This is a genomic window from Gordonia metallireducens, from assembly GCF_021245825.1.
In the GTDB taxonomy this organism is placed as follows: domain Bacteria; phylum Actinomycetota; class Actinomycetes; order Mycobacteriales; family Mycobacteriaceae; genus Gordonia; species Gordonia namibiensis.
The window spans coordinates 176,662-190,410 of sequence record NZ_JAJQJP010000057.1 but is presented as its reverse complement, the minus strand read 5'-3'; the positions used below and the strand labels follow the sequence as shown (position 1 = coordinate 190,410).

The window sequence follows — 13,749 nt, the reverse complement described above, 5'->3', positions numbered from 1 at the left end:
ATCAGGCCTCCGCGGCCTGGGCGGCGAGCGCCTCCCACTCGTCGACGAGACTCGAGTCGACCTCGCGGACCATGGTGCCGAGATCGGCCACGATCTGCTCGATCTCCGGCGTCACCGCGCTGGTCGGAACGCCCTGGCGCAGAACCCGATAGCAGTCGGACAGGTAGCGCAGCACCACGCCCTCGCTGCGGGCGAGACCGTAGGCGGAGATCAGCTCGGTGAAGGTCATCGCCTTCTCGAGCATCTCGCGGAGCACCGACTTCGGGTTGGGCGGGAACGACGCCACCCAGGGGTGGCCGCGCCGGTAGATCTCGAACGCACCGAAGATCTCCTCGAACAGCGGCTGCGGCCAGGTGATGTCCTCCAGCCGCGTCATCCGTTCCTCGTACTCGATGCCGTCGGCCTTCATCTCCGCGATCGCCGCGTCCCGGGCGACCTTGCGCTGGGCGAGCAGCAACGGCCGCGGGTTCTCCAGGGTCGACTCGAGAATCGAGATCACATCGAGGGCGTACGTGGAGGATTCGGGGTCGAGGATCTCGAACGTGGCCATCGCGAACGCCGACAGCGGGTTGGTCAGCGCGAAGTTCTCCGGCATGTCCACACTGAGGGCGATGTGCCGACCGGTCTCGTCGGGCTCGTCGAGCTGCACGACGATCCCGGCGTCGCGCAGGCCCCGGTAGAGCTCGATCGTGTGCTTGATGTGGCGTAGCTGCCGATCGCGTGGTTCGTGGTTGTCCTCGAGCAGATGCCGGATGGCGGCGAAACAGTCGCCCGGACGGCCGAGTACCTCGAGCAGCATCGCGGTGGTCATCTGGAAATGCGACCGCAGCGGCTCGTCGGGGGCGTCGATCAGCTGGGTGAAGGTCTTCTCGCCCCACGACACGAAACCTTCGGGAGGCTTGCGGCGCACCAGCTTCCGCAGCTTCTTCGGATCGTCGCCGGCCTTGGCGACGGCGCGGGCGTTCTCCACGTCGTGCTCGGGCGCCTGGGCGACCACATAGCCGACGGTGTCGAAGCCGGCCCGGCCGGCACGGCCCGCGATCTGGTGGAACTCACGCGCCCGCAGGCGACGGACGCGTCGGCCGTCGTACTTGCTCAACCCGGCGAACAGCACCGTGCGGATCGGTACGTTGATGCCCACGCCGAGGGTGTCGGTACCGGCGATCACCTTCAGAAGTCCTTGCTGCGCAAGACGTTCGACGAGGCGACGGTAGCGGGGGAGCATCCCGGCGTGGTGGACGCCGATGCCCGAACGCAGGAGCTTCGACAGGGTGTTGCCGAAGCCGGTGGAGAAGCGGAAGTCGCCGATCGCCTCGGCGATCGCGGCCTTCTCCTCCTTGTCGCAGATCTTCACGCTCAGCAGTGCCTGGGCGCGTTCGACCGCGGCGGCCTGGGTGAAGTGCACGACGTAGATCGGCGCGCGACCACGGTCGACGAGGTCGGCGATCGTCTCGTGGATCGGGGTCATCGCGTAGTCGTGGACGAGCGGCACGGGCCGTTGGGCGCCGGTGACCTCGACCGTGTCCCGCCCGGTGCGTCGCGCGAGGTCGTCGACGAAGAACGAGACGTCGCCGAGCGTCGCCGACATCAGCAGGAACTGCGTGGACGGCAACTCGATGAGCGGGACCTGCCACGCCCAGCCGCGGTCGGGTTCGCCGTAGTAGTGGAACTCGTCGGCGACCAGCGTCCCGATGTCGCTGTCACCACCCGCCGCGAGGGCGAGGTTCGCGACGATCTCGGCGGTGGCGCAGACGATCGGTGCATCCGGGTTGACCGACGCGTCACCGGTCAGCAGGCCGACCTGATCGGCGCCGAACATGCCGCACAGTTCGAAGAACTTCTCGCTGACGAGCGCCTTGATCGGCGCGGTGTAGAAGGCCCGCTCGCCGCGGCAGCGCGCGAAATACAGTGCGCCGGCGGCCACGAGCGACTTCCCCGAACCGGTCGGGGTCGCCAGGATGACGTGGCTGCCGGCGAGTAGCTCGAGCAGGGCCTCTTCCTGGTGCTCGTAGAGGTCGAGGCCACGTTCGGTCCACCACTGTGTGTAGGTGTCGAGCGCCTGGTCCTCGTCGTCGACGGGCACCAGGGCCGTCGGGCTCGCGGTCAGATCGACGATTGCGGTCCCTCGTCTCCGGGCTCGTCGTCCTTCGCGGTCTGCTCGGCTGCCTGCTCGGCGAGGAAGCGCTCGAGCTCGGCGCCCAGTTCGTCGCCGCTGGGCAGCGACTCCTCGGCGGCGAGCAGCGACGCGCGCTCCTCGGCGGCCTGGGTGAAGGTGTCGTACTGGGTCTCCAGTGCGGCGACGACCGACTCGATCTCGGAGTTGCCCTCGACCTCGGTGTCGACCTGGGCGCGCACCTTCTCCGCGGCGCTCTCGAGTGCCGCGAGCGGCAGGTCGAGACCGGCCAGCTCGGCGACCGCGGACAGCAGCCGCGCGGAGGCCGCCGGATAGTTGGTCTGCGCCAGGTAGTGCGGCACATGGACCGACAGGCCGGAGGCCCGGTAGTCGTGCTCACCCATCCGCAGCTCCAGCAGCATCGAGGCGCTCGCGGGCAGCTTCATCGCCGAACCCCAGCGGGGGAGATCGCCGAGCGCGTCGGGGTCGCTGCCGTGCGCGGTGATCGACGGCGGCCGCGTGTGCGGCACCGCCATCGGGATCGCGTTGAGCCCGATGACGTCGGTGACGCCCAGCCGATCCGAGAGGCGGCGCACCGCGTCGACGAACTGCTCCCACCGCAGATCCGGTTCGGCACCGGCCAGCAGCAGGAAGCCCTTGCCCGAGTTGTCGCGGATCGCGTGCAGGGTCAGGGCCGGCATCTCGACCTCGGTGAAGGTCTCGCCGCTGAACGAGATCGTCGGGCGGCGGGAACGGTAGTCCATCAGCTCGTCGGACGAGAACGTCGCGACCAGTTCCGATTCCAGGCTGTCCCGGAGATGGGCGGCCGCGAGCGCGACGGCGTGGCCGGCGTCGGCGAACCCTTCGAGGGCATGGATCAGAACCGGGCCAGTGCCGTCGGCGCGGGTGACCTGCGGAGCGGGAAAGGCGAGTTCGTACAGCGCGTCGTTCCGCGCGGGTTGCTCGTCCACGTCATCCCTCCTTGTACGTGGCGGCCGTGGCACAGCACGGCCGGATTCTCGTCATATGTCTCATTGTCTCGCACCTTCGTCGCGGTTGAGCACCGGCGTCCGGCGGAACACCGAATATGTAACGACATCGTCGCGTCAGGGATTCCCTCCCTGGGTGTGTCACCTGCGTGAGCGGACGCCTGCGGTGGCACAGTAGATCGCTGTGACCCCGGCAACCGCTGCACCACCTACGTCCTCCGGACGCCGCCTGCCCGTGCTCGTACTGGCCGCTGCCTGCGCCGTTCTCGCCGGTGGTGTGCTCTCGGCGTGTTCGATCGTGGGAGACGCCGAGCCGGCGAATCCCGACCTCTCGTCGAGGTCGGTGGCGGCATCGGATTTCCCGGGCGGTCCGGCGAGCCCGATCCCACCCCAGGCGGTGGGCAACGCCCTGGCCGACGTGACCGGTGGCCCGGCACCGGGGCAGAAGGAGAACACCGAGGTCTCGCCACCCGAGTGCGCACCCGCCCCGGTCTCCGCCGACGGCGCCGTCGCGTTTCTCGGCCCCGGCACCGCGGAACGCTCGACCCTGACCACCGTCGTCGCGCATGCCGGCACCCCGCTCGCCGACGTCGTGCAGCGTGCCGAGAAGTGTCCGGAACTGACGACGACCACGTTCGGGGCGTCGTCGACGGTCACCACCGAGGTCCTGCCCGCCCCGCCCGCACGCGACGGCGTCGACACCGCGACCATCCGTCGGACCATCGTCACCGGTGGTGGCACCGCACCGGTCACCATCAGCTCGCTCGCCCTGATCGGCCAGCGCGACGGGGTGCGCGTCTACGCCGAATATCGTTGGCCCGCAGCAGGTCCGGTGCCCGCCGAGGATTCGGCGGCGCTCGACGAGCTGTTCACCAAGGCGGTGTCGGCCGCCTTCGGCTGACACGACCACGGCCTGTGGACGGGCGGCGGCGGTTGTCCACAGGTCATCCCGCGCATCGTCCGGATGGCATTCCGCGGCCGATGCTTCGTGAATGCCCGCCTTCGCGTCCTCCCGACCCGTCCGTGACCCCATCGATCCGACGACGCTGCTGACGGCGATCCCGGCGTTGCTCGGCTTCGTCCCCGAGCGTTCGATCATCGTGGTCGCCTTCGCACCCGACCGGGGGATCTCGGCCACCATGCGCCACGATCTCGCCCTCGACGACACCGGCGAACCGACCTCCGAGCTGTCCACCGTCCTCGCGGGACTCGGGGCAATCACCCACTCCTACGGCGCCGACGAGGTCGTGGCGATCATCGCCGACGACCGCTATCCGGCCGACGATCCTCGCTATCGACGGGTGTTCGCGATCGCCGACCGGCACTTCGACGCGATCGGGGGTGTCGCCACCGGATTCGCCCTGTCCGCCTTCGATCCCGGTGCGGCATGGTCGGTGATCTGGTGTCCCGACGGACAGGCGTGGTCGGTCGACGTCCTCGACGATCGCCAGGGCGTCCTCGACGATCCGCAGACCTGCCCGACCGCCATCGCCGAGGCGGTGAAATCGGGTCGGCGCATCCTGCCGCGCCGGTCGGAGATGCGGGCCATGCTCGAACCCCTTCCCGGCGAGTGCTGCGCCGCACGACGCTGCTCGTACTGCGAGGCCGGCCGGGTCGACGTCCCGGCGATGTCCGACGCGGTGCTGCTGAACCTACTGATAGGGGTGGTCGCCGACGGCGGGGCACCGCTGGACTGTGCGGAGGTCGCCGTGCTGGAACAGGCCGTCCGACGCCCCCCGGTCCGCGACGCCGCACTCGCGCTCGCCGTCACCGACCTACGAGACGACGCCGAATCGGTCTGGCGGGAACTGACGCGGCGCCTCTCCGGACCGGGACGGGCCGCCGCCGCGACCCTGGTCGCGCACCTGCACTACATCGGCGGGGAAGGGGCGTACGCCGGGGTCGCCCTCGACGTCGCCCTCGAATCCGACCCGGACGCGAAGCTGGCCTGCCTCCTCGACACCGCCCTGCGGGCCGGCGTCCGGCCGACGATGCTGTGGGAGATGATCGACGGCTCCTACGGCACCGCCCGCGAACTCGGGGTCCAGATGCCAGAGATCACCCGGCGCGCGGCCGGGTGATCTCTGCACAACCCCTGGGTCAGACTTCTACTGCGTCAGACTTTTTCGACGACCTTCTCGACGAAGACCGAATGCGCCATGTCGGCGGAGAGCTCGAGGCCCTCGTGTCCGGGCGTGTTGATCGTGATGGTGCCGGCGACGTTGGTCACCGTCACGCGGGCGTTCGGAACCACACCGGCCTCCCGCAGATGCGAGATGAGACCCACGTCGGACTGTGCGTGCTCGGACAGCCGCCGCACGATGACCGCCACGGTGTCGCCCGCGGGCAGATCCGCGATCCGGGTGGCGCCGTCATCGGCCGAGGGCACCTCGACACCGAGCAGATCCAGGCCCGGGATCGGGTTGCCGTAGGGGGAGGTGGTCGGGTACTCGAGCACGGCGAGCAGACGGCGCTCGACGTTCTCGCTCATCACGTGCTCCCAGCGGCAGGCCTCCTCGTGGACCTGATCCCAGGGCATGCCGATGACGTCGACCAGGAGTCGCTCGGCCAGGCGGTGCTTGCGCATGACCGCGACGGCCAGCGAACGGCCGCGCTCGGTCAGTTCGAGGTGGCGGTCACCGGCGACGCGCAGGAGTCCGTCGCGCTCCATACGGGCGACGGTCTGGGAGACGGTCGGGCCGCTTTGGTCGAGGCGCTCGGCGATGCGCGCCCGCAGCGGCACGATCCCCTCTTCCTCGAGGTCGTAGATCGTCCGCAGATACATCTCGGTGGTGTCAACCAGATCGTTCACTGTGCCCAATCCCTTTCGTCCCCGCCAAGATTACCCTGTTCGCCCACGGTGACAGCCCTCTCACGCGCCCGGCGCACCCCGGCGACGACCCCGACCGTACCCATATGTGGCCGAACCGACATCGTGCACCCGCCCGCGAGCTGAACCACTAGCCTGAACCTGTGACCGACACTTCCACGACGGCCGTCATCTGGAGCGAGGACTTCCTGTCCTACCGGTGGGCCCACACCCACCCGATGAATCCCGTGAGGCTCGCGCTCACGATGACCCTCGCCCAGAGCCTGGGGGTGCTCGACGACGTCGAGACCGTACCGCCGCAGGCCATCGACGACGACGCCCTCACCGTGGTGCACACCCGCGACTACATCGACGCCGTCCGCGCGGTGGGTTCCGGGACCGCGTCGCTGTCGGGACCGCTGCTCGAGCGACTGTTCGGACTGGGCGACGCCGACAACCCCGTGTTCGCCGGGATGCACGAGGCCGCCCGCCTCCTCGTCGGCGGCACACTGGCAGCCGCGCAGACCGTGGCGTCCGGTGCCGCGACCCGCGCGGTCAACATCGGCGGCGGCATGCACCACGCGATGAAGGCCCGCGCCGCGGGGTTCTGCATCTACAACGACTGCGCTATCGCGATCCGCTATCTGCTGGACAAAGGTTTCGACCGGATCGCCTACATCGACGTCGACGCCCACCACGGCGACGGTGTCCAGGTGGAGTTCGCGGCGGACCCGCGCGTGATGACGGTCTCGCTGCACCAGCATCCCGCGACGCTGTGGCCGGGGACGGGCTGGCCGACCGAGGTCGGCGACGGCGACGCGCAGGGGAGTGCGGTCAACCTCGCGCTGATGCCCAACACCGAGGATCGCCTGTGGCTGCGGGCGTTCCACGCTGTCGTGCCGTCGCTCGTCGCCGAGTTCAAACCACAGATCATCGTCAGCCAGTGCGGCGCCGACAGTCACCGCGCCGATCCGCTGACGGATCTGTCGCTGACCGTCGAGGGTCAGCGTGCGGCGATGATCGCGATGCGTGATCTTGCCGACAAGTACTGCGAGGGACGGTGGATCGCGGTCGGCGGCGGTGGCTACGGCGTGGTCAACGTGGTGCCCCGCAGCTGGACCCATCTGCTCGGCGTGGCCCTCGGCCGGGAGATCGACCCCACCACGACCATCGACGAATCCTGGTGTGCCACAGCCGAACAGATCTCCACCCAGGTGCATTCCGACTATGCGCGACCGCCGGTCGGGGTGATGGGCGACGGCGGCGACGTCGACTATCAGCCGTGGGACGGCGATGCAGGTCAGGAGCCGTTCGAAGGGGTGAGTGCAACAGCACAGCGACAGACCGATCGCGCGATCCTCGCGACCCGCCGCGCGGTGTACCCTCTGCACGGTCTCGACCCGGAGGATCCCCGTGACTGATCAGGACGTGTCGTCCACCCCAGAGCAAACCCAAACTGCGCCGCAAACACTGGCCGATCAGCCCGAACCCCGTGGCGCGTGGGATTATCCGCGACACTGGATCGCCGACGTGCTGGCCTCCGACGGCGGGGTCGTGCACCTGCGTCCGATCGTCCCCGACGACGCCGAGCGGATCGTCGCCTTCCATTCCAAGCTCTCCGAACGCACCCGCTACATGCGGTACTTCGGCCCGACGCCGACACTGCCGCCCCGCGAGGTCGCGCGGATGACAACTGTCGACCATCAACAGCGCGTGGCGATCGTGGCGGTGCTCGGCGGCGAGATCATCGCCGTCGGCATCTACGAGGGACTCGCCTTCGACGGCAAGCCGGAATCGGCCGAGGTAGCCTTCGTCGTCGCCGACGAACACCAGGGACGCGGTCTCGGACCGATCCTCCTCGAACACCTCGCCGGCGCCGCGGCCGAGAACGGCTTCACCCGCTTCGAGGCCGAGGTGCTCAGCGAGAACCCGAACATGGTCGCCGTGTTCCGCGACGCGGGCTACCAGCTCGCCCGCAGCTTCGACGGCTCGACGGTGCACGTGGAGTTCCTCATCGACCCGACCGAGGCGCTCCTGTCGGTGCGCAACGCCCGCGAGAACGCGTCGGAGGCCCGCAGCGTCGCGAACCTGCTGCGCCCCACCTCGGTCGCGGTCATCGGCGCCTCGACCGATCCGAACAAGGTCGGGAATGCGCTGCTGGCCAACATCATCGCCGGCGGGTTCACCGGTCCGGTCTTCCCGGTGAACGGGCCGGCCCGCGTCGAGGAGGAGCCCGGTCGCGACGCGCAGCGGCTCGGCCGCCCGACGACCTCGAGTCGGAAGCGGACCCGTGAACGGCCGCCGTCGGTCCGCGGCATCCGCGCCTACGAGACCGTCCGTGACATCCCGGACCCGGTGGACCTCGCGGTGGTCGCGGTCCCGGCGTCCCGGGTCGACGACGTCCTCGACGACTGTCTGGTGAAGGGTGTGCGGACGCTGGTCATCGTGTCGGCCGGTTTCGGTGACTCCGGCGAGGAGGAGGGCCTGGAGAACGAGCGTCGTCTCGTCGCACAGGTCCGGGAACACGGCATGCGGCTCGTCGGCCCGAACGCGCTGGGCGTGGCCAACAACGATGCCGGGATCGCGCTCAACGCGACACTCGCACCGCGGATCCCGGCGGCCGGCCGCGTGGGGTTCTTCTGCCAGTCCGGTGCGCTGGGCATCGCGATCCTCGACACCGCGGCGCGACGACAGATCGGGTTGTCGACCTTTGTCTCCGCGGGCAACCGCGCCGACGTCTCGGGTAACGACCTGCTGCAGTACTGGGACAGCGACTCCTCGACCGACGTGATCCTGCTCTACCTCGAGAGTTTCGGTAACCCGCGCAAGTTCTCCCGCATCTCGCGGCGGGTGTCGCGGGCCAAACCGATCGTCGCGGTGAAGTCGGGCGCCGGGGCCATGAGCCCGGTCCGGGCGGCCCGGTCGACGGCCAACTTCGACGACCAGATCGCACGCATGATGCTCGAACAGGCCGGTGTCATCCAGGTCGAGACGATCCCCGAACTGTTCGACTGCGCGGCGCTGTTCGCCTACCAGCCGCTGCCACGCGGCCCCCGCGTGCGGATCATCGGCAACTCATCGGTGCTGGGCAGCCTCGCCGCCGACCAGGCACGCACCGGCGGCCTCGAGGTGGTCGACAACATCGACCTCGGCGCGGGAGCGTCGGAGGAACTGTTCGAGGATGCCGTCTCCGCGGCGATGACCGACCCCGGCGTGGACGCGATCATCGTCGTCTTCGTGCCGCCGGTGGCCGTGGACGCCGACTGGCACGCCCGCGCGCTCATGGCCGCGGCCAACACCCCGGGTGCGGACGGCGAGAAGCCGATCGTCACGACGTTCCTCGCCGTCGACGGCATCCCGCAGGGGCTCACGAGGCCCGGCCCGAACGGGATGCCCGAACGCGGGTCCATCCCGTCGTACGCCAGCCCGGAGCGCGCCGCGGCGTCGCTGGCCCGTGCCTGGCAGTACGCGAAGTGGAGGTTGCGGCCGGAGTCGGTGGTCCACCGCGCCGAGGGCACCGACCCCGAGGCGGCCCGCATGTACGTACGCGAGGCGATGGACTCGAACGGCCGGTCGTCGGACCGGCTCCTCGGCCAGGTCGACTCGGCGAAACTGCTGCGCTGGTACGGCATCTCGGTCGTCCCGTTCCGCGAGGTCAGGACGATGCACGAGGCGTCGGCGGCGGCGCGCGAACTCGGCTTCCCGGTCGCGGTGAAGGCCACCTCGCCCAAGTGGCGGGGTCGACTCGACCGTGAGGGCGCCCGGCTCGACCTGCCCGACGCGACGGCGGTGGTCAACGCCTTCGCCGAATTGAGCGAACTCACCGGCGACCACGTCCTGCACGTGCAGAAGATGGCCCCGAAGGGTGTCGGCACGGTCATCCGCGTCCGCGACGACCAGTCGTTCGGGTCGGTGATCTCGTTCGGGTTGTCGGGGCGGACCTTCGACCTGCTCGGCGACCACGGCTACCGGGCGGTCCCGCTCACCGAACTCGACGCCCGTGAGCTGATCGACGAGCCGCGCTCGGCGCCGCTCCTCTCCGGTTATCGGGGTGAGGAACCGGCCGACAAGGAGGCGCTCGTCGACCTGTTGCTACGGATCTCCACGCTCGTCGACGACATCCCGGAGGTGCGCGAGGTGCTCTGCGATCCGATCCTGGTGTCGGTCGACGGCGCCGCGGTGCTCAACGCCCAGATACGAGTCGGCCCGGTGCCCGACAGGCGGGACACCGGACCGAGACGATTGAGCTAGGAGACGGTTGAGCCAGGAGAGCGGGAACGTCAGCTGGCGTAGGCGCGCAGGCGCTCGGCACGATCGCCGGCGCGCAGCTTGCCCATGACCTCGCGCTCGATCTGACGCACGCGCTCGCGCGACAGTCCGAACATGCGGCCGATCTGGTCGAGGGTGCGCGGCTGGCCGTCGTCGAGGCCGTAGCGCATCCGGATGACCTGCTGCTCGCGCTCGTCGAGAGTCGCGAGAACCGCGCGGATGTCGGAGTGCAACAGACCGGCGATGACGGCGTTCTCGGCGGAGGTGGCCTCGGCGTCCTCGATGAAGTCGCCGAGCGGTGCCTCTTCGTCGCTGCCGACCGGCATGTCGAGGCTCACCGGGTCGCGGCTGTGGTCGAGCAGATCGGCGATCTTCTCGGCCGGGATGCCGGACTCGTTGGCCAGTTCCTCGTCGGTGGCCTCACGACCGAGCTGCTGGTGGAGCTCACGCTTGATGCGGGCGAGCTTGTTCACCTGCTCGACGAGGTGGACGGGGAGCCGGATCGTGCGGCTCTGATCGGCCATGCCGCGGGTGATGGCCTGACGAATCCACCAGGTGGCGTACGTCGAGAACTTGAAGCCCTTGGCGTAGTCGAACTTCTCCATGGCGCGGATCAGACCCAGATTGCCCTCCTGGATGAGGTCCAGGAGCGGCATGCCGCGGCCGGTGTAGCGCTTGGCCAGCGAGACGACGAGGCGGAGGTTCGCCTCGAGCAGGTGGGCGCGTGCGGCCTCACCCTCGCGGACGATGGTCGCCAGGTCACGCTTCTTGGTGGCCGAGAGGCGCTTCTTGGTGGCCAGGACGTGCTTGGCGTAGAGGCCGGCCTCGATCTGCTTGGCGAGTTCGACCTCCTGCTCTGCGTTGAGGAGAGCGGTGCGTCCGATCCCGTTGAGGTAGACGCGGACGAGGTCCGCGGCGGGCGACTGGGCGTCGAGATCCTGCTCCGTCATCGCCGGGCGGGTGCCCGGGGCAGCGGGATCGGCGAAACCTGTGGTCGGGGTCGAACGTGCAACTGTCGAGCGTGACATGCGGCCTCCTGACTTGAATGCGTTCACTGGGTCCAACGTCCAGATGTTGGCGATAGTTCCCGAAAGTCATTCGGCGCAAACCCGAAGGAGGCTTGGTGACCTGCGAAGACTTTCGCCGATTCGCAGGAGTGGCTGAGAAGTTGCTGAGATGTCGAACGCGGGGGAACCCGCGGCGGCCGCGGCGGCGGTCGTCGGGTTCGGCGATGGGTCAGTCGTCGGGGTCTACGACATGCCCGTCGACGGTGCGGTGGGGGAGCTGCTGTTCGGTGCGCGAGAGGGCGGGCGGGCCGACGACGTGATCGTCGGCACCGTACTTGTAGTGCGGGACCTCACCACGCTTGCGGGGTGGACGGTCGTTGGCGATCAACACGGCCATCCACGGCAGCGGGATGGAGATGGCGACGATGGCCAGGGCGAGGAGTCCGGAGCCGGTGATCGAGTAGGCGATGCCGGCCACGATCAGCGCAGGGACGCGGAACGCCATCATGATCAGGTACTTGCGGACGCGGGCCTTCTGCTGCGCCTCGAGCGAGTCCTGGGCGTCGGTGATCAGGAAGGTCTCGGCGGACACGGCCGGATGCGCCGACCTACCGAATCGTCTCGACTCCTCGTGGGGGTCGTGCGGCTCATTGCCGGTCGCGCCCATGGAATCCCTTTGTTCGAACACCCTCTCCACTGTCCCACTTTCGGTTGCTCATTGCACTGATGGATTCCGGGCACCTGTGCTCGCGGTTCCCCGGTGACGCACAATAGAGCAATGGCAACTGAAACCATCGAACGCCCCGATCTCGACGAGTGGACCGACACCGAGACCGATGAGAGGTCCGACGCCGACGCCACCGACAGCAGTGACGACGACCGGCCCAAGTTCTTCCACTACGTGAAGAAGAACAAGATCGCGGAGAGCGCCGTGATGGGCAGCCACGTGGTCGCGCTCTGCGGCGAGACCTTCCCGGTGACCCGCGCGGCCAAGCCGGGTTCGCCGGTGTGCCCCAAGTGCAAGAAGATCTACGCCAAGCTGCGCAAGTAGCGAGGGGGTCCGTCGGGACCGGTCAGTCGCCCCCGCGGTCGCGCGTGGGGCGTCGGATCGGTCCCGACGACAACCGGTCGGGAATCGTCTTGAGCTGACCGGTGAGGTCGGAGGTCTGTGAGTTGACCCAGTGCCGGACCTGGGTCGTCGTGGACGCCTTGGCCGGCCAGAACTGTTGCACCGCGGCGTTGAACTCGGCCCCGATGACGATGCCGAAGCCGAGCGAGAAGGTGAACAGCAGGAAGGCGATCGGCGTCGCCAGCGCCCCGTAGGACACACCTGCCTCGGTGATCTTGGTCAGGTAGATGCGCAGCACGTAGCTCGCGACCCAGAAGAACACGCCCGCGACGATCGCGCCGCCGATGAGCCGGTGCCACGGCAGCGGATTGGGCAGCGCCAGGTGGTAGAGCGTGGTGAGCACGAACAGCAGCAGCACGGCGACGAACGGGAAGTAGCCGTAGTCGATGAGTGTGGTCACGAACGAGCCCCACGACTCCGGGACGATGGCCCGCAGGTAGTTCGGTCCGAGTGCGACCAGCGGCAGCAGGAACACCGCGACGAACAAGAAGCCGACGTAGAGGAACAGCGCGAAGAACCGCTGCCACACCGGATTCCGCACCTCGTGCTGATCGTGCGCCTTGGCGATGGAGGCGATGAAACACGACATCGCCGACGAGCCGGCCCACAGCGACAGGATGAAGCCGACCGACATGAGTCCGATGCGGCCCCGTCCCAGGACGCTGTCCACGGTCGGGGTGATCAGGTCGTCGACCACCGTCTCGGTGAAGGTGCGCTGCGCGAACTCGATGATGCGGTCGTAGACGATGTCGACGGTGCCGGGTCCGAACCAGCCCGCGACGTAACCGACCGAACCGAGCAGTCCGAGCAGCAACGGGGGCAGTGACAGCGCCTGCCAGAACGCGGCCTGGGCCGCCCAGCCGATGATCCCGTCGTCCCAGGACTTCACGATCGTCCGCCACACCACCCGGTGCATGTTGGGCAGTACCGGGGGACCGGGTTCGTTCTCGGCGTCGTCCGAGCCGGATGCTTCCTTTGCGCCGTTCGCCGGGACGGGCTCGTCGACGCCCTCGGGCTTCTGCGCGTCCGTCGCCTTCCGTGCCGATGCGGGCGCGACCGCGACGTCACGCGAGGCGGGGGCGGTGACACCGGGAACGTCGGTGTCGCCGGCGAGCGGGGCCGGCCGGCGCGGCGTCCGGGTCGAGGTGTCGAGCGGAGCGGTCACCGCGCTCGACGGATTCGGGCGCACGGCAACCACCGGCGACGTCGCGTCGTCGGTCAGTGGCACCGGGTTCCTCTTTCGCGTTGTGATGAGTTCAATATCCCCGATCGAAGGCCGCAAAGGGTACCCGGGTCACCAGGCGCGTCGTTCGGAGTGACCACGCGGCGATGTCCGCGCCGGTGTCGGCGCGCCGCGACGAGGGGGTGTCGCGATGTGGGTGCGGGGGCGGCCCGGCGGTACGATTGCCGGGTCCCCTTCGGCGCGGGTCCTC

At 69.1% G+C, this 13,749-nt stretch carries 11 protein-coding genes; 5 read left to right on the top strand and 6 right to left on the bottom strand.

The window, feature by feature from the left end:
- Position 1: 1 nt before the first annotated feature.
- Together LQD00_RS22240 and LQD00_RS22235 are read right to left on the bottom strand one after the other, a co-directional pair.
- Complete coding sequence (locus tag LQD00_RS22240) at positions 2–2,083, bottom strand: DEAD/DEAH box helicase (protein WP_232719445.1); 2,082 nt, start codon at positions 2,081–2,083, stop codon at positions 2–4.
- Between the two features lie 20 nt (positions 2,084–2,103).
- Complete coding sequence (locus LQD00_RS22235) at positions 2,104–3,084, bottom strand: proteasome assembly chaperone family protein (protein WP_232719444.1); 981 nt, start codon at positions 3,082–3,084, stop codon at positions 2,104–2,106.
- A gap of 253 nt (positions 3,085–3,337) precedes the next feature.
- On the opposite strand from LQD00_RS22235, the gene LQD00_RS22230 reads away from it, so the two are divergent.
- Complete coding sequence (locus LQD00_RS22230; protein WP_232719507.1) at positions 3,338–4,003, top strand: hypothetical protein; 666 nt, start codon at positions 3,338–3,340, stop codon at positions 4,001–4,003.
- A 91-nt stretch (positions 4,004–4,094) separates the two neighbouring features.
- Positions 4,095–5,183 carry a DUF4192 domain-containing protein gene (locus LQD00_RS22225; protein ID WP_232719443.1) on the top strand — a complete coding sequence of 363 codons (1,089 nt, stop codon included), beginning with the start codon at positions 4,095–4,097 and terminating at the stop codon, positions 5,181–5,183.
- A gap of 35 nt (positions 5,184–5,218) precedes the next feature.
- Here LQD00_RS22225 and LQD00_RS22220 read toward each other — a convergent pair whose 3' ends face one another.
- Positions 5,219–5,914, bottom strand: coding sequence for a metal-dependent transcriptional regulator (locus LQD00_RS22220; RefSeq protein ID WP_006866432.1), 696 nt, complete (start codon positions 5,912–5,914; stop codon positions 5,219–5,221).
- 161 nt (positions 5,915–6,075) lie between these two features.
- Between LQD00_RS22220 and LQD00_RS22215 the strand changes: the two genes are divergently transcribed.
- On the top strand, positions 6,076–7,332 hold the full coding sequence (locus LQD00_RS22215) for an acetoin utilization protein AcuC (protein WP_232719442.1): 1,257 nt from the start codon (positions 6,076–6,078) through the stop codon (positions 7,330–7,332).
- Positions 7,325–10,162 (top strand): bifunctional acetate--CoA ligase family protein/GNAT family N-acetyltransferase, encoded by a 2,838-nt coding sequence (locus LQD00_RS22210; RefSeq protein WP_232719441.1) that lies wholly within the window; start codon positions 7,325–7,327, stop codon positions 10,160–10,162. The genes LQD00_RS22215 and LQD00_RS22210 overlap by 8 nt, the downstream gene beginning before the upstream one ends.
- Positions 10,163–10,191: 29 nt before the next feature.
- On the opposite strand, the gene LQD00_RS22205 is transcribed toward LQD00_RS22210, so the two are convergent.
- Both LQD00_RS22205 and LQD00_RS22200 read right to left on the bottom strand, forming a co-directional pair.
- Positions 10,192–11,130, bottom strand: coding sequence for a sigma-70 family RNA polymerase sigma factor (locus LQD00_RS22205; protein ID WP_174310882.1), 939 nt, complete (start codon positions 11,128–11,130; stop codon positions 10,192–10,194).
- A 286-nt stretch (positions 11,131–11,416) separates the two neighbouring features.
- Entirely contained in the window at positions 11,417–11,854 is a 438-nt protein-coding gene (locus LQD00_RS22200; RefSeq protein WP_232719440.1) for a DUF3099 domain-containing protein, read from the bottom strand.
- A gap of 111 nt (positions 11,855–11,965) precedes the next feature.
- Here LQD00_RS22200 and LQD00_RS22195 point away from each other — a divergent pair, with 111 nt between their 5' ends.
- Positions 11,966–12,238 carry a DUF3039 domain-containing protein gene (locus LQD00_RS22195; RefSeq protein WP_232719439.1) on the top strand — a complete coding sequence of 91 codons (273 nt, stop codon included), beginning with the start codon at positions 11,966–11,968 and terminating at the stop codon, positions 12,236–12,238.
- 22 nt (positions 12,239–12,260) lie between these two features.
- Here the strand turns inward: LQD00_RS22195 and LQD00_RS22190 are convergent, their stop codons facing one another.
- Complete coding sequence (locus LQD00_RS22190) at positions 12,261–13,544, bottom strand: YihY/virulence factor BrkB family protein (protein WP_232719438.1); 1,284 nt, start codon at positions 13,542–13,544, stop codon at positions 12,261–12,263.
- Positions 13,545–13,749: the final 205 nt, after the last annotated feature.